We start from the raw sequence: 14,441 nt of genomic DNA, 5'->3' as shown, positions 1-14,441 counted from the left end.
GGTCAGTGGTCGTTGAGGAAGGTTTGTGCCAGATCATCGATCAACTGGCGTTGAAAGGCCTGGAACCGGGGATTGGGCTGCTGCAGCTGCACGAACTCCAGCATCGGGTCGGTCACCGCGGTCCTGACGCCGGCCAGCTCCTCGACCGTCGCCAGCCCGCAGAAGGGCACATAGGCTTCGGAATAACCGCCCTCATGCACCAGCACCAGGCGGCCCTGGCACAGGCGCTCGGCGGCTTCACGCACCTGGCGGGTCATGGCGCGGAACGAGTCGCTGTGCAGCAGCATCCGCGCCAGCGGGTCGACCGCGTTGGCGTCGTAGCCGCAGGCAACGATGATCAGCTCCGGTTCGAAGCGCTCCAGGGCCGGGATCACGATGCGTTGCAGGGCATGCAGGTACGCATCGTGCCCGCTGCCGGGCAGCAGCGGGATATTGAGGTTGGCCCCCAGCCCGGCACCGCGGCCACGGTCCTGTTCGCCGCTGTAGCCGGGCGGGAAGCAGCCGTCCTGGTGCAGGGAAAGGGTCAGCACGTCGCCGCGCTCCTCGAAGATCGACTGGGTGCCGTTGCCGTGGTGCACGTCCCAGTCGATCACCGCGACCTTGCCCAGGCCGCGCCTGGCCTTGGCCGCCTCGATGGCGATGGCGATATTGGCCAGGAAGCAGAAGCCCATGGCGCCGTCGGCCAGGCAATGGTGCCCCGGCGGACGCGATAGCGAGTAGGCGTTGTTGGCTTCGCCGCCGAGCACCGCGTCCACCGCGGCGATGGCCAGGCCGGCGGAGAGCCGGGCGATTTCGTAGCTACCCGGGCCGATCGGCGCTTGCGGGCCGAGTTCGCCGCCACCGGCCTCGCTCAGGGCCTTGAAGCGTTGCAGGTACTCGGCGCTGTGCACCCGCAGCAGGTCCTCCTCGGTGGCGGCCGTGGCGCTGCGCACCAGCAGGTGGCGGGTCAGGCCGGAGACGTCCAGCAGGCTTTTCAGGCGGCGCTTGGTTTCCGGCGATTCGGCGTGCCCGGCCGCGGCGGGCGGTTGCACCCAGCCGCCCACCGGCAGCGTCAGCGCATGCAGCCCGGCGCTGTGCCAGAGGCTGAGTTCATCGAAGAAAAACGCGGTTTTACGGGTCATGGGCATATCCATCTATCTATGGGGCGAAAATTTGTAGCCGCTGCCGTAGGCTGCGATAAGGCCGAAGGCCTTCAGCGATCTGGAAACCGCAACGGCCCTGCGGGCCGATCGCAGCCTTCGGCAGCGGCTACAGGGGTTCAGGGGATTCAGGGATTGCGCCGGCAGCCGAGGATCAGCGCCAGCGACAGCAGGGTCAGGCCGGCCCCGCCGATCAGCAGGGGCTGGAAGCCACCGGTGCTTTCGATCAACCGCCCGGCCAGCGCGGGGCCGATGGCCAGGCCGCCGCCGATCACCAGGTTGGAGGCGTTCATCAGCTTGCCGGAGCGGTCGAGGTCGGCCAGGCAGGCGAGGATCAGCGGCAGGATGAAGGTCCAGGTGAACTTGAAGGCCAGGGCGGCGAGGGCGAAGCGCGCCAGGGGCGGCGCGCCCAGCAGCAACAGCACCGAGCCGGCCATCAGGCTGTAGCCGAACAGCAGCAACAGCAGGCGCGGCAGGCGATTACCGATCAGCGAGGCGCAGCCGGCGCCGACGATGCCCATGACCGTGGCGACGGCCAGCAGCTCGCCGCTGGCTTGCGCGGAGATGCCGGCCTTGGCGCTGATCGAACCGATAAAGGTCCAGACCCCGCTGAGGCTGATATAGAAACCGAGGATGCCGAGAATGCCGCACAGGGCCTGCCACTTCGGCGCGGCGGCTGCCTGCCCCGCGGTTTTTTCCGGGGGCGGCGCGCCCTGGGGAAAATAGCGCGCCAGGGGCAGGCACAGGCTCATCAGCAGCGCCAGCAGCAGGTAGCAGGCCGCCAGGCCGTAATGCTCGAACAACCGCGGCAGAATGCTCAGGCCGATTGCCCCGACCACCAGTTGGCCCATGACCCACAGGCCGTAGGTCCGGCTGGGGTTGGCGGTGGAGGCGGCGCTGGACAGGCAGATGATCATCAGCGAACCGCCGGCCAGGGCACTGCAGAAACGCAGGGCCAGCAGCGCGCCATAACCCTGGGCCCAGATCGACAGCAGGTTGGCGACGATGAACAGCGCCCCGGCCAGCAGCGCCGCGCGGCGCCAGTCGACGCGCTTGAGCCACCAGAAGGCGGGCAGGGTGGCCAGGCTCATGGCCCCCAGTTCAGTGGAGAACAGGTCGCCGATCTGTGACGGGCTCAGTTGCCATTGGCTGGCCAGTTGCGCGGCCACCGCCGGGGCGGTCATGAGGATGGTCGGGGTGATGGCGGCGAACAGCACGATGGCCGCCAGCACAGCCAGGGATGACGTGGGGTGCGGCTGCTCGCCGGTGAGCAGCTGGCTCTTGTCGATTATGGGGGTCGTCATGGTGGGTAGCTCCGGAAAAACGCTTCAGAACACGTGGACCAGACGCAGCAAGGCGTCGGTGCCGTGGTAGCCGTTACGGGTGGCGACGTTTTGCGAGAGGCCGAACATCAGCTGGTTCTGCTGGTCCAGCCAGTGGCCGACCTCGAAGCCGACCTGGGTGTAGCGCTTGTGGGTGTCGTCGATGCGCTGGTCGTTGATCCGCAGCTCGCCACCGTCGGCGTGGATCAGCCGCAGGGCGCCATAGGTACTGCTGGTGAAGTCATAGGAGGCGAAGGCTTGCAGGCGGTACAGCGGGTCCTGCTTCAGGTCGCTGCCGAAGTAATCGTCGTTCTTGCCGTAGAGCTGGGCTTCGAGGTTGGTTTCCAGCACCCACTTTTCGCCGACGCCCTGGGTGTAGTTGTAAACGAAGGTCGCGCCCCAGCGGTTGGCGCCCGGCGAGACATCCGGGTTGCCGCCGTGGTATTCGCCCACCGGCAGGGTGATCAGGGTCAGCAGGCCGCTGTAGGTTCGGCTGGCCGGGTCGTTGATGAAAAACAGGGTGCCGCCGACCTGCGGGTCGCCGAAGCCGCTTTCCCCGGTGTGGCGATTGGCACCGGGCAGGCGCGCGTCGATATCGGCGAAAGGCACGATGAATTGCGGGGTGCACAGGGTGCCGCAGATGTCGGTGAAAAATACCTGGCGATAGGCCAGGGCGTTGACCTTCAGCTCGGCCTTGCCGGTGCTGTCGGCAGGACCGTGGAAGTCGTCGGCGCGGGTCGCCGGCAGGTACAGCACGCCCAGGCTGGTGCCCGAGGGCGCGCCGAAGAAGTCGCGGGCGTTGAGGTCGGCGGCGCTGGCGTTCAGGCTCAGCAGGGCACCGGTGAAGGCCAGGGCGGTGTGGTGCGCAAGCGTTCTGGTCATGGGCGTAACCTCTGTTCTTTGAGTTGTTGTGCGGCGAAGTGCTCGCCGGTACGCGGCAGTGGCTGGAAAAAGGGCAACAGCGGCCCGTGGCCGTCAAAACGACAGCGCGGAAGTCAGTCAGCGAGGGAGGTAAACGTCAGTCGGGCGGAGCATGCAGCAGATGGGCGATGCGGGTCTTGTCCTTGACCCCGAGCTTGTTGTAGATGGCGCGGATGTGATGGCGCACGGTGTTCGGCGACAGGCCCAGCTCGCGGGCGATTTCCTTGTAGGTCTTGCCTTCGCCGAAGCCCAGGGCCACGTCGTTTTCCCGTGGGCTCAGTTGGGTCAGCAGCGTGCGGCCGCGGGCGGCGAGCAGGAACAGGTCGCCCACCGGCGAGGCCTCGCATTGCAGGTGCCGGCCTTCGTAACCGCCATCGGCCATGGGTACGGGCAGGCAGGGGCCGCTCCAGTCCGGCCACTCGCCGAGCAGCAGGTCGACGAAGCCGCGTTCGGCGCAGTGCAGGGTGCCGCGCTGGTCACACACCGCCAGCGCCAGGTTGCGCGGGCTGGTGAGGGTTTCGCGCATGGCCACCAGGGTGCGGATCTGGTTGGCCGACACCGCGGCCACCAGGTGCAGCATCAGGTTGTTCAGCAGCAGGCAGTCGTCGGCGTCGAAACGTTTGGCGCCGGGCGCGCGGTACAGCGCCAGGTGGTCGCTGAGGTGGGTCTGCGGGTCGATGTACACCACGCACAGCAACTCGCCGATGCCATAGGTCGTGCCCAGCCAGTTCAGGCCGGGGCCGTTGGCCGGGTCGCGCATGTCGACGATCACCGCCCGGCCCGGGTGCGCATGGACCCGGCCGACGGTGACGTCGACGTGTTTGATCGACTGCCAGTCCGGCAGGTAGCTGGGGGGCAAGTGATGGAGGTAGGAGCTGTGTTCTTCTGGCAGGCTGTCGATCAGCGCGGCTCGGCCCCACCAGGCGCTGTCGAAGGGCAGCAACTGGCCGATGCGGTTCAGCGCATGGCCATGGAAATGTTCGATGTCCTTGTGCTGCGCCAGGCGCTGCAACTCCAGGGTCAGCGAGCTGAAGGCTTCCAGCAGGCTGGCGTGAGCATGATCATGACGGCTCATCGGGTGTTCCTCTGTGCGACTTTCTTATTGTTTTCGTCACGGAGTCAGTAGGGACCGGAACGTCCAGGGACGTGGGCAGGGCCTGGGCACGAGTATCGTCGGGTTGGCGGGGGATCGCTATCCTACAGATGCAGGATGAAGGGGAGGCCTGGCGGGGATATTGGCTTCTGTAGGAGCGAGGCTTGCCCGCGATAAATCTGCAACGATAACGCGCGTTGGCAGGCCCATCGCCGCTGCACGGCTATCGCGAGCAATCGAGCGTCGACCGGCCGCTCCTACAAAAGATCAGAAGATCAGGCCGCCTGGACGGCCCGCTGCAAACGATGGAAACCACGGCTGAAATACACCAGCGAGTCGCCGTGTTCGCGCACGCAGATTTCATCCAGCTGCACCAGCATCACCGAATGGGTGCCGACCTCCTGCACCTCGGTGATGCGTCCCAGCAGGCTGGCCAGGGCGCCGTCGAGCACCGGCAGGGCGCCCTGGCCGTCGCGCCAGGGGTGCAGGCTGAAGCGCTGCTCCATCTCCACCCCGGTCATGCCGGCGAAGTGCCGGGCGACCTCTTCATGTTCACCGCAGAGTACGTTGACGCAGAGCTGGCCGTTGCGCTTGAACACCGGGTTCAGGGCGCTGTTGCGGTTGACGCAGACCATCAGGCTGGGCGGGCTGTCGGTGACCGAGCAGACCGCGGTGGCGGTGATGCCGCAGCGTCCGGCCGGGCCGTTGCTGGTGATGACGTTGACCGCCGCGGTCATGTGCGCCATGGCATCGCGAAAAGCCTGTTGCTTGGGATCGAGTTGAGTCATGACAGATTCCTCGGGTGAACCCGCGGGCGCCGGCAATCGGGGGGCGCCCCGCGGGTCATTCAGGTCGGGCGGCACTTACTGGCGGATGCGGTCGAGCATGTTGATGTCGTCCGGATTGGTCAGGTGCGGCACCGTCCAGCCATCGAGGTCGTAGTCGCCCAGGCATTGGTCCACCAGGTCGGTCATGGCTTTCATCAAGCCGGTGGCCTGGGCATGGCGCAGGCACTGCATGCGGATTTCGTCCTGGCTGCCGGCGTAGTTGATTTCGTACAGCTCGTGGCGGCCGCCGAACTCGGTGCCGATGGCATCCCACAGCAGCTTGAGGATCTTGATCCGCTCCTCGTGGCCCATGCCCGCCGACCCCCGGCAATAGGTGCTCAGGTACTGGTTGAGCATCGGGTCCTTGAGGTCGCGGGAGCCGGACGGCAGGTAGATCAGGCCGCTGGCCACCACCTGCTCGATGATCTTCTTGATGTCGGTGTAGGCCTGGGGCGCCAGGACCCGGTAGGCCTGCAAGGCCTGGGCGCTGGGCAGGAAGGCGCCATTGAGCCATTCGCTGGCGTTGCCGTGCATGGCGTCGGTCAGCGACCAGAACAGGTTGCGCCAGGCCACCACCTCGCCAACCTGCGCCTGCACCCCGCGAAACTCCAGGGAACCGGTGCACTGCAAGGCCTTGACCAGCAGCCCGGTGATGAAGTCGAGCTTGACCGCCAGCCGGGTGCAGCCCTGCATCGGGAACAGCCGGCCGAAACCGCCTTGCGGGAACCACTGCCGGCAGCGTTCGAAGTCGCGGTAGATCAGCACGTTTTCCCAGGGGATGAACACCTTGTCCATGATCAGGATCGCGTCGTTCTCGTCGAAGCGGCTGGACAGCGGGTAGTCGAACGGCGAACCGGTCATGCCGGCCTGCAGTTCGTAGGACGGGCGGCAGATCAGCTTCATGCCGCGGGTGTTCATCGGTGCGATGAACATCAGGGCGAAGTCGGTGTTGTCGCCCAAGAGCTGCGCCGAACCCTGGCCGACGAAGTTGTAGTGGGTCAGGGCCGAGTTGGTGGCCACCACCTTGGCGCCGCTGACGATGATCCCGCCTTCGACTTCCTCGTCCACCGAGATGAACACGTCCTTGACCTGGTCCACCGGCTTGTCGCGGTCGATCGGCGGGTTGACGATGGCGTGGTTGAGGTACAGGCAGGCTTCCTGGATGCGCTTGTACCAGGTGCGGGCGTTGTCCGCGAACTTGCCATAGAACTCCGGGTTGGCGCCCAGGGCGCTGCCGAAGGCGGCCTTGTAGTCCGGGCTGCGGCCCATCCAGCCGTAGGTCAGGCGCGACCACTCGGCGATGGCGTCGCGCTGCTGGCGCAGGTCGTCGGCGCTTTTCGCCGAGCGGAAGAACTTGTGGGTGTAGCCGCCGTTGCCGGTGTCGGTGGCCCAGCACAGCTTGTCCTTGGTCTCGGGGTCATGCAGGGCGTCATAGAGGCGCGCCATGGAGGCGGCGGAGTTGCGGAACGCCGGGTGGCTGGTCACATCCTTGACCCGGTCGCCATAAATGTAGATTTCGCGATCATCGCGCAGGCTGGCTAGGTATTCGGCGCCGGTCAGCGGGCGGTTGGTCTCGGCACGGAAGTCTTCGGGTTTCATCATCCACTCCAGTCGTTGTTGTTATGAATTGCCATTGCGAGCTGGGGCCCATGATGGGCAGGACGGGGCGGCGACTGAATGGCTTTTCCGGCGAATGAATTGCACTTTTCATGGGGCTGGTCATGGAGTAGGTCATGGGCCTGGTCATGGGGCAGATCATGGACGCGGAACCGATCCGGCAAGGCCACCCGTTTCACCGTTGAAACACTTTCGTGGCGACGAAAAATATTTTCGCCGGGGCCTGCAAAAAACCTAAAGCCCGGCCGATATCGCTATTAGGCCCACAGACCAACTACAACAGTGGCGCCCACCTGTCAGGCCGCCAGCCGCCGCTGGCGACAGGGTTCAGTGCATGGATGCTCGCAGTCCTCAATATCCCGAGAGTCATCCTATGTCCCTACGTAATATGAATATCGCGCCTCGAGCTTTCCTCGGTTTTGCGTTCATCGCGTTGCTGGTCATCGCGCTGGGTGTGTTCGCCGTCAACCGCATGTCGATCATCCGACAGGCCTCCCTGGAAATGGAAAGCAACCAGCTGCCCAGCGTAGGGTTCCTCGGCAACGTCACCGAAAACGTGCTGCGTCTGCGGATTCTCTCGTTCCGGGTACTGGTCAACCGCGAGCCGGCCGGCCTGCAGGAAGCGCAGACGCGTATCGGCGTGCTGGTGGACAAGCTCAAGCAGGCCCAGGCCAGCTACGCCGCCTTGCCGGCGGGGGAAGAGGAAGTGGCCCTGTACAAGACCTTCGCGGCGACCCTGGAAAAGTACCTGCAAGCGCAGAACGACATGCTGGAGCTGTCGCGACAGAACAAGCTCGAGGAGCTGCGCACCCTGATCAATACGCGGATCAAGGACGGCACCGACCAGATGGGCGAGCAGTTGAATAAACTGGTGGCGATCAACAAGGCTGGGGCCACTCAGGCGTCTGACCTGGCCGGTGAGCATTACCACGGCGCCATCACCGGCATCATCGCCGTGGCGGTGGTCGCGGCCCTGCTCACGGTAATACTGGCCCTGCTGCTGACCCGCAGCATCGTCACCCCGTTGAACCGCGCGCTGCTGGCCGCGCAGACCATCGCTTCGGGCAACCTGACCCAGGCCATCGAGGTCGACGGCAAGGACGAACCGGCCCGCCTGTTGGTGGCGCTGAACGAGATGCAGGGCAACCTGCGCAAGACCATCGAGCAGATCTCCGGCTCGGCGACCCAACTGGCCTCGGCCTCGGAAGAACTCAGCGCGGTCACCGAGGAAGCCTCCCGTGGCTTGCAGCAGCAGAACAACGAAATCGAACAGGCGGCCACCGCCGTCAACGAAATGACCGCCGCCGTGGAAGAGGTGGCGCGCAACGCCGTGTCGACTTCCGAAGCCTCGCACCAGTCGACCCAGGCCGCCCGCGAAGGTCGCGACCGGGTGGTGGAAACCGTCGACGCGATCCAGACCATGACCCACGACGTGCAGAGCACTTCGGTGATGATCGAAGGCCTGGCCACCCAGGGCCGCGACATCGGCAAGGTGCTCGACGTGATCCGCGCCATCGCCGAGCAGACCAACCTGCTGGCCCTCAACGCAGCCATCGAGGCGGCCCGCGCCGGCGAGGCCGGGCGCGGGTTCGCGGTGGTGGCCGACGAGGTGCGGGCGCTGGCCCATCGCACCGCGCAATCGACCCAGGAAATCGAAAAGATGGTCGCCGGCATCCAGAACGGCACGGGCGAGGCGGTGCAGTCGATGCAGCAAAGCAACCAGCGCACCCAGAACACCCTGGAAATGGCCCGCGCCGCCGGCGTGGCCCTGGAGCAGATCGCCGAATCGATCAACTTGATCAACGAGCGCAACCTGGTGATTGCCAGCGCTTCGGAAGAGCAGGCCCAGGTGTCCCGCGAGGTCGATCGCAACCTGGTGAATATCCGCGACCTGGCCACCCAGTCGGCCGCCGGGGCCAACCAGACCAGCGCCGCCAGCCATGAGCTGTCGCGCCTGGCGGTGGATTTGAATGCGATGGTGGCGCGCTTTGTGATTTGAGTTAGGGTTGTTGGAATGCGTGCCCAAGGAGAGCGAGATGCGCTATTCAGCCTTGACCCAACGGATCGCCGGCGAAGGTGCCGCGGCCTGGCAGATTCACTACCGCGCCCTGGAGCTGCGCGAGCAGGGCGTCGATGTGCTGCTGCTGACCATCGGCGACCCGGATTTCGACACCCCGCGGCCGATCGTCCAGGCCGCCATCGATAGCCTGCTGGCGGGCGACACCCACTATTCGGAGGTGCGCGGCAATCGTTCGTTGCGTACCCGCATCGCCCACCGCCATGCCACCCGCAGCGGCCAGGCGGTGGACGCCGAGCACGTGGTGGTGCTACCGGGGGCGCAGTGCGCGGTGTTTTCCGTGGCCCAGTGCCTGCTCGACCCCGGCGACGAGGTGCTGGTGGCCGAGCCGATGTACGTCACCTACGAAGGGGTGTTCGGTGCTTGCGGGGCCAAGGTGCTGCCGATTCCGGTGCGCCCGGAGAACGGTTTTCGCGTCGAGCCCTCCGCGGTCGCCGCGCGCATCACGCCCAAGACCCGCGCGCTGATGCTCAACAGCCCGAACAACCCCTCCGGCGCCAGCCTGTCCCGGGAAACCTGGCAGGCCCTGGCGCGCCTGTGCGTCGAGCATGACCTGTGGCTGATTTCCGACGAAGTCTACAGCGACCTGCTGTTCGACGGCGAACACATCAGCCCCGGCAGCCTGCCGGGCATGGCCGAGCGCACGGCGACCATCAACAGCCTGTCCAAGTCCCATGCCATGACCGGCTGGCGGGTCGGCTGGGTGGTGGCGCCCCAGGCCCTGGCCGGGCACCTGAGCCATCTGGCGCTGTGCATGTTGTACGGATTGCCGGACTTTGTGCAGAACGCCGCGGTGGTGGCGCTGGACGCCGACCTGCCGGAACTGGAACAGATGCGCGAGGAATATCGCCAGCGCCGCGACCTGGTGTGCGCGCAACTGAGCCAATGCCCGGGGTTGAAACCGGTCAAGCCCGATGGCGGCATGTTCGTCATGGTCGATGTGCGGGAAACCGGCTTGGGCGCCCAGCAATTCGCCGAGCTGCTGCTGGAAGGGCACGGCGTCTCGGTGCTCGCCGGCGAGGCCTTCGGCCCCAGCGCGGCGGGGCATATCCGTATCGGCCTGGTGGTGGATCAACAGCGTCTGGCGGACGCCTGCCAGCGGATCGTGCGTTGCACCCAGGACCTGCTCGAAGGCCGATCCTCAAAACGCCGCTGAGCCTGTAGCCGCTGCCGCAGGCTGCGATCGACCGGAACGGTCGTGGCGATCTTCAGGACGCCGAGGTCCTGCGGACCTATCGCAGGCTGCGGCAGCGGCTACAGGGTGGATCGGACGGTCGGGCAGCTACAGCGTCACACCGCAGCCTTGCGGCGCTCCCAGGCCCGGGGGTTGACCAGGTTGGCCGGACGCTGACCGGCCAGGGCCGCCAGCAGGTTGTCGACCGCGCAGCGGGCCATGGCCTCGCGGGTCTCGAAGGTCGCCGAGCCGATGTGCGGGGTGGCCACCACATTGTTCAGCTGCAACAGCGGCGAGTCGTGGCCCAGGGGCTCACGCTCGAACACATCCAGCCCGGCCGCGCGAATCCGCCGTTGCTGCAAGGCTTCGATCAGCGCCTGTTCGTCCACCACCTTGCCCCGGGAAATATTGATGAAGATGCTTTCCGGACGCATCAGGGCGAACTCTTCACGGCCGATCAGGCCCAGGGTCTGGTCCGTCAGCGGCAGGGTCAGGCAGATGAAGTCGGCCTGTTGCAGCAGCTCCGGCAGGCTGCAGTAGCGGGCGCCGAAACGTTGTTCCACCGCCGGTTTCGGGCTGTTGCTGTGGTAGATCACCGGCATGCCGAAGCCGAAATGGCCGCGCTGGGCCAGGGCTTCGCCGATCCGCCCCATGCCGATGATGCCCAGGGTCTTGCCGTGCACGTCGCTGCCGAAATGCAGCGGGCCGATATTGCGGTTCCACTGGCCGGCGCGCACCAGGTTGGCCAGCTCCACCACGCGCCGGGCGCTGGCCAGGATCAGGGCGAAACCGGTGTCGGCGGTGGTTTCGGTGAGCACATCCGGGGTGTTGCTGAGCAGGATGTCGCGGCGGGTCAGGTAGTCGATGTCGTAGTTGTCGACGCCCACCGACACGCTGGCCACCGCTTCCAGGTGTGGCGCCAGGTCCAGCAGTTCGGCATCCAGGCGCAAGCTGGCGCCGAGCAGGCCCTGGGCGGCGGGCAGGGCGCTGCGCAGCTTGGCCAGGCCCTGGGCACTGAGGTCTTCGATCAGGGTCACCTGGGCCTGCTCATGCAGGCGGGCCATCAGCGGCGGCGAGAGTTTCTTGTACAGCACGACCTGTTTTTTCATGGGGTTCACCTTGTTCGATTCAGGAATGCGCCAGGCGGCGACGTACCGGCAGCGCGCTGCGCTGGCGGTCGCTGGCGCCCGGGTTGAGAAAGAGGGTCAGCAGCACCGACAGCAGCAGTGCACCGCTCATCAGCAGGTAGGAGGCGCCGGGCGAGCCGGTGGCGCTGTTCAGGTAGCCCACCAGGTAGGAGCCGCCGAACGAGCCCAGGGCGCCCATGCTGTTGATCAGCGCCATGGCGCCGCCGGCGACGTTGGCCGGGAGGATCTCCGGGACGATGGCGAAGAACGGCCCATAAGGCGCGTACATGCAGGCGCCGGCGATCACCAGCAGGCTGTAGGACCACCAGAAGTGCTCGGCGCCCAGCAGGTAGGAGCCGTAGAAGGCGAAGGAGGCGATCAGCAGCGGCGGCCAGACGAAACGCTTGCGCTTCTGGATCCGGTCCGAGCCCCAGGACACCCCGAGCATGGCGATCACCGCAGCCAGGTAAGGCAGCGCCGACAGCCAGCCGGCCTCGACCATGTCCATCTGCGCGCCGTGCTTGAGGATCGACGGCAGCCACAGCACGAAGCCGTAGACGCCGATGCTCCAGCAGAAGAACTGCAGGGCGAGGATGATCACCTTGGGCGAGCGGAAGGCTTCGGCGTAGTTCTTCACCGCCTTGATGCCCACCTGTTCGGCGGCCAGGGCGCTTTCCAGGTCGTGTTTTTCCTGGTCGCTGAGCCACTTCGCCGCGCTTGGGCGGTCATCGGCCAGGCGCCACCAGATAAAGGCCCAGAGCACCGCCGGCAAGCCTTCGATGATGAACATCCAGCGCCAGCTGAAATGCTCCACCAGGTACCCCGAGACCACCGACATCCAGAGCATGGTCACCGGGTTGCCGAGGATCAGGAAGGTGTTGGCCCGCGAGCGTTCGGCCCGGGTGAACCAATGGCACAGGTAGACCAGCATCGCCGGCATCACCGCGGCTTCGACCACCCCGAGCATGAAGCGGATGGCGATCAGCCAATAGGCGTTGGACACCACGCCGGTGAGGGTGGCCAGGCCGCCCCAGAGGATCAGGCTGACGAAGATCAGCTTCTTGACGCTGTGTTTTTGCGCGTAGATCGCCCCCGGTACCTGGAAGAAAAAGTAACCGAGGAAGAACAAGGCGCCGAGCAGGGACGACAGGCCCGGGGTGATCATCAGGTCGGCGGCCATCCCGGAGGCGGCGGCGAACCCGTAGTTGGCGCGGTCCAGGTACGCCAGGCTGTAGGTGATGAACACGATGGGCATGATGTACCACCAGCGGCGGGTGGCGAGTTTCAGCGTTTGCATAAGGGTGCTCCTGAGCTTGTTGTTTTTGTCGCAACAGGTAACGCAAGGTTCAGTCGGGTTGAGGTGTCTTCACGGTTTTGTCGCTATAGGGCTTGTACGGTTTCCGTTGCCGTGGGCCGGCTGGCGAGCGCTTGCGCGGCGGCCACGGGCAGTTCATCGCGGCTTGGCAAACCTTCCATGTCGCCCCGGCTCTGCACCGCGCGGCTGCCAATCCAGTTGGCGCGCTGCACGGCCTCGGCGACGCTGTGGTTTTCCAGCAGGGCGCTGATCAGGCCGACGGCGAAACCGTCGCCGGCGCCCACGGTGTCGACCACCTGGGTCACCGGCACGGCTTCGACGAAACCTTCGTGCAAATGGGTGCGGTAATAGGCGCCATGGGCACCGAGCTTGATCGCCACGGCCTCGACGCCCTGGTCCAGGTAAAACGCGGCGATATCGGCCGGGTCTTCATAGCCGGTCAGCAGGCGGCCTTCGCTCAGGCCCGGCAGCACCCAGTGGGCGAGCACGGCCAGGCGGTTGATTTCGTCGATCATCAGTTGTTCGCTGCCCCACAGGCTGGGCCGCAGGTTCGGGTCGAAGGACACGCTGCGGCCGGCCGCGCGCATCTTGCTCATCAGGCTGTGGGACAGGTCACGGGCCGAGGTTGAGAGCGCCGGGGGAATGCCGGTGGCGTGCAGGTGCCGGGCGCGCAGCAGCTGGGGGGCGATGTCGGCGACGCTCAGGTGGCTGGCCGCGGAACCGCGGCGGAAGTATTCCACCCGTGGATCGTCGCCGTGCTCCTCCAGGGACTTGAGCTGGAAACCGGTGGGGTGTAGCCGGTCGGTGGCGACGTAGCGGCAGTCCACGCCTTCGGCTTGCAGGCTGTCGATGACGAAACGCCCCAGGGAGTCGGCGCCGACCCGGCTCAGCCAGCCGACCTTGAAGCCCAGGCGCGACAGGCCGATGGCCACGTTGCTGTCGGCGCCGGCGATGCGTTTGTGGAAGTGGCCGACCCGGGCCAGGTCGCCGCTCTGTTCGGCGACGAACATCGCCATGGTTTCACCGAACGACAGGATATCGAGCTCAGACATGGGCGTGCTCCAGGCGGGACTGGCCGAGGCGGGCGAGGGTGGCGACGTGTTCGCGGGTCAGCTGCACCAGGTCTTCGCCTTGCAGCGGGTATTCCACGGCCCGGGTCACACCTTGAGTCATGTGCCGCAGCAATTGTTCCCACAGGTGCAGGTCGGCCATGCCCGGCGGTATCGCCACCAGCTTGCCGTCGGCGCGCCGGGCCACGGCCTTGCAGTGCACGTAGCCGACGTGCCGGCCGAGCAGGCGCGCGGCGACGGAGGCGGACTGGTCCTGCCACTGCCAGTTGCCGATATCGAAGGTCATCTGCACCGGCAGGCGGTGGCGCTCGACCTCGGCGAAGAAGCGCTGGAAGGGTTCGATGCGCCCGCCGTGCAGGGTCTGGTCGTTTTCCACCAGCAATTGCACCGGGGACTGCGCTAGCAGCAGGGCCAGCTGGGGCAGGTCGTTGTGCTCGGTGAAATACCCCAGGGACACCTTGAGGCTTTTCGCGCCGAAGGCTTCGGCCCGTTGCAGCGCCTGTTCCAGCAGCGGGTTGGCCCGGGAACGCCCGACCACCCAGAGTTCCAGCGGCGAAGAAAACACGCTTTCCAGTTGCCGCTCGCGGGTGGCCCGGGCCAGCTGGGACGGGTCTTCGACGGTCAGCAGCTCTTCGCGCCATTCGATGCGCGACGCGCCGGCGGCGGCCAGCACCTCGATGAAACTGCCCTGGCCCTGCTCACGGACGCGGTCGGCGCCGTAGCTGGACAGGCTGATGGAGACAGGCGATTTATTCATGC

The 14,441-nt window shown here is 66.2% G+C and carries 12 protein-coding genes and 1 pseudogene; 3 read left to right on the top strand and 10 right to left on the bottom strand.

Annotated features, from left to right (window positions below; genetic code table 11):
• Positions 1-2: 2 nt before the first annotated feature.
• The 6 genes from C4K27_RS17505 to hpaB form a co-directional block, all read right to left on the bottom strand.
• The gene (locus C4K27_RS17505) at positions 3-1,121 is read right to left on the bottom strand and encodes a class II histone deacetylase (RefSeq protein WP_081002293.1); all 1,119 of its coding nucleotides are present in this window, start codon (positions 1,119-1,121) and stop codon (positions 3-5) included.
• 146 nt (positions 1,122-1,267) lie between these two features.
• Positions 1,268-2,443: an MFS transporter gene (locus tag C4K27_RS17500; protein ID WP_053261463.1), complete on the bottom strand. Its 1,176-nt coding sequence runs from the start codon at positions 2,441-2,443 to the stop codon at positions 1,268-1,270.
• Between the two features lie 24 nt (positions 2,444-2,467).
• Positions 2,468-3,343: a transporter gene (locus C4K27_RS17495; RefSeq protein WP_053261462.1), complete on the bottom strand. Its 876-nt coding sequence runs from the start codon at positions 3,341-3,343 to the stop codon at positions 2,468-2,470.
• 136 nt (positions 3,344-3,479) lie between these two features.
• The gene (locus C4K27_RS17490) at positions 3,480-4,457 is read right to left on the bottom strand and encodes a helix-turn-helix transcriptional regulator (protein ID WP_053261461.1); all 978 of its coding nucleotides are present in this window, start codon (positions 4,455-4,457) and stop codon (positions 3,480-3,482) included.
• A 293-nt stretch (positions 4,458-4,750) separates the two neighbouring features.
• The gene (gene hpaC, locus C4K27_RS17485) at positions 4,751-5,263 is read right to left on the bottom strand and encodes a 4-hydroxyphenylacetate 3-monooxygenase, reductase component (RefSeq protein ID WP_053261460.1); all 513 of its coding nucleotides are present in this window, start codon (positions 5,261-5,263) and stop codon (positions 4,751-4,753) included.
• A 75-nt stretch (positions 5,264-5,338) separates the two neighbouring features.
• Positions 5,339-6,901, bottom strand: coding sequence for a 4-hydroxyphenylacetate 3-monooxygenase, oxygenase component (gene hpaB, locus C4K27_RS17480; RefSeq protein ID WP_053261459.1), 1,563 nt, complete (start codon positions 6,899-6,901; stop codon positions 5,339-5,341).
• 352 nt (positions 6,902-7,253) lie between these two features.
• Between hpaB and C4K27_RS31765 the strand changes: the two are divergent.
• The 3 genes and pseudogenes from C4K27_RS31765 to C4K27_RS17470 form a co-directional block, all read left to right on the top strand.
• Positions 7,254-8,060 (top strand): annotated as a pseudogene (locus C4K27_RS31765) (MCP four helix bundle domain-containing protein); the annotation flags it as partial.
• Positions 8,055-8,918 carry a methyl-accepting chemotaxis protein gene (locus tag C4K27_RS31760; RefSeq protein WP_371919074.1) on the top strand — a complete coding sequence of 288 codons (864 nt, stop codon included), beginning with the start codon at positions 8,055-8,057 and terminating at the stop codon, positions 8,916-8,918. The pseudogene C4K27_RS31765 and the gene C4K27_RS31760, both read left to right, overlap by 6 nt.
• A 37-nt stretch (positions 8,919-8,955) precedes the next feature.
• Positions 8,956-10,152 (top strand): pyridoxal phosphate-dependent aminotransferase, encoded by a 1,197-nt coding sequence (locus C4K27_RS17470; protein WP_053261457.1) that lies wholly within the window; start codon positions 8,956-8,958, stop codon positions 10,150-10,152.
• 134 nt (positions 10,153-10,286) lie between these two features.
• Here C4K27_RS17470 and C4K27_RS17465 read toward each other — a convergent pair whose 3' ends face one another.
• The 4 genes from C4K27_RS17465 to C4K27_RS17450 form a co-directional block, all read right to left on the bottom strand.
• Complete coding sequence (locus C4K27_RS17465; RefSeq protein WP_053261456.1) at positions 10,287-11,279, bottom strand: 2-hydroxyacid dehydrogenase; 993 nt, start codon at positions 11,277-11,279, stop codon at positions 10,287-10,289.
• Between the two features lie 19 nt (positions 11,280-11,298).
• Positions 11,299-12,594, bottom strand: a complete 1,296-nt coding sequence (locus C4K27_RS17460; protein ID WP_009044177.1) for an MFS transporter — start codon at positions 12,592-12,594, stop codon at positions 11,299-11,301.
• A gap of 83 nt (positions 12,595-12,677) precedes the next feature.
• Positions 12,678-13,664 (bottom strand): sugar kinase, encoded by a 987-nt coding sequence (locus tag C4K27_RS17455; RefSeq protein WP_053261455.1) that lies wholly within the window; start codon positions 13,662-13,664, stop codon positions 12,678-12,680.
• Positions 13,657-14,439: a sugar phosphate isomerase/epimerase family protein gene (locus tag C4K27_RS17450; protein WP_053261602.1), complete on the bottom strand. Its 783-nt coding sequence runs from the start codon at positions 14,437-14,439 to the stop codon at positions 13,657-13,659. Before C4K27_RS17450 ends, C4K27_RS17455 begins: the two co-directional genes overlap by 8 nt.
• Between the last annotated feature and the right edge of the window lie 2 nt (positions 14,440-14,441).

The sequence above is a fragment of the Pseudomonas chlororaphis subsp. chlororaphis genome, assembly GCF_003945765.1.
In the GTDB taxonomy this organism is placed as follows: domain Bacteria; phylum Pseudomonadota; class Gammaproteobacteria; order Pseudomonadales; family Pseudomonadaceae; genus Aquipseudomonas; species Aquipseudomonas chlororaphis.
Note: the sequence above shows the minus strand (reverse complement) of the source record. Positions and strands in the feature narration are given on the sequence as shown.

Bases quoted from the DNA above. Each gene is read 5' to 3' on its own strand.
- hpaB (WP_053261459.1), bottom strand. From the start codon at position 6,901: ATGAAACCCGAAGACTTCCGTGCCGAGACCAACCGCCCGCTGACCGGC.
- C4K27_RS17495 (WP_053261462.1), bottom strand. From the start codon at position 3,343: ATGACCAGAACGCTTGCGCACCACACCGCCCTGGCCTTCACCGGTGCC.
- C4K27_RS17455 (WP_053261455.1), bottom strand. From the start codon at position 13,664: ATGTCTGAGCTCGATATCCTGTCGTTCGGTGAAACCATGGCGATGTTC.
- C4K27_RS17450 (WP_053261602.1), bottom strand. From the start codon at position 14,439: ATGAATAAATCGCCTGTCTCCATCAGCCTGTCCAGCTACGGCGCCGAC.
- hpaC (WP_053261460.1), bottom strand. From the start codon at position 5,263: ATGACTCAACTCGATCCCAAGCAACAGGCTTTTCGCGATGCCATGGCG.
- C4K27_RS17505 (WP_081002293.1), bottom strand. From the start codon at position 1,121: ATGACCCGTAAAACCGCGTTTTTCTTCGATGAACTCAGCCTCTGGCAC.
- C4K27_RS17465 (WP_053261456.1), bottom strand. From the start codon at position 11,279: ATGAAAAAACAGGTCGTGCTGTACAAGAAACTCTCGCCGCCGCTGATG.
- C4K27_RS17500 (WP_053261463.1), bottom strand. From the start codon at position 2,443: ATGACGACCCCCATAATCGACAAGAGCCAGCTGCTCACCGGCGAGCAG.
- C4K27_RS17460 (WP_009044177.1), bottom strand. From the start codon at position 12,594: ATGCAAACGCTGAAACTCGCCACCCGCCGCTGGTGGTACATCATGCCC.
- C4K27_RS17490 (WP_053261461.1), bottom strand. From the start codon at position 4,457: ATGAGCCGTCATGATCATGCTCACGCCAGCCTGCTGGAAGCCTTCAGC.
- C4K27_RS17470 (WP_053261457.1), top strand. From the start codon at position 8,956: ATGCGCTATTCAGCCTTGACCCAACGGATCGCCGGCGAAGGTGCCGCG.
- C4K27_RS31760 (WP_371919074.1), top strand. From the start codon at position 8,055: ATGCAGGGCAACCTGCGCAAGACCATCGAGCAGATCTCCGGCTCGGCG.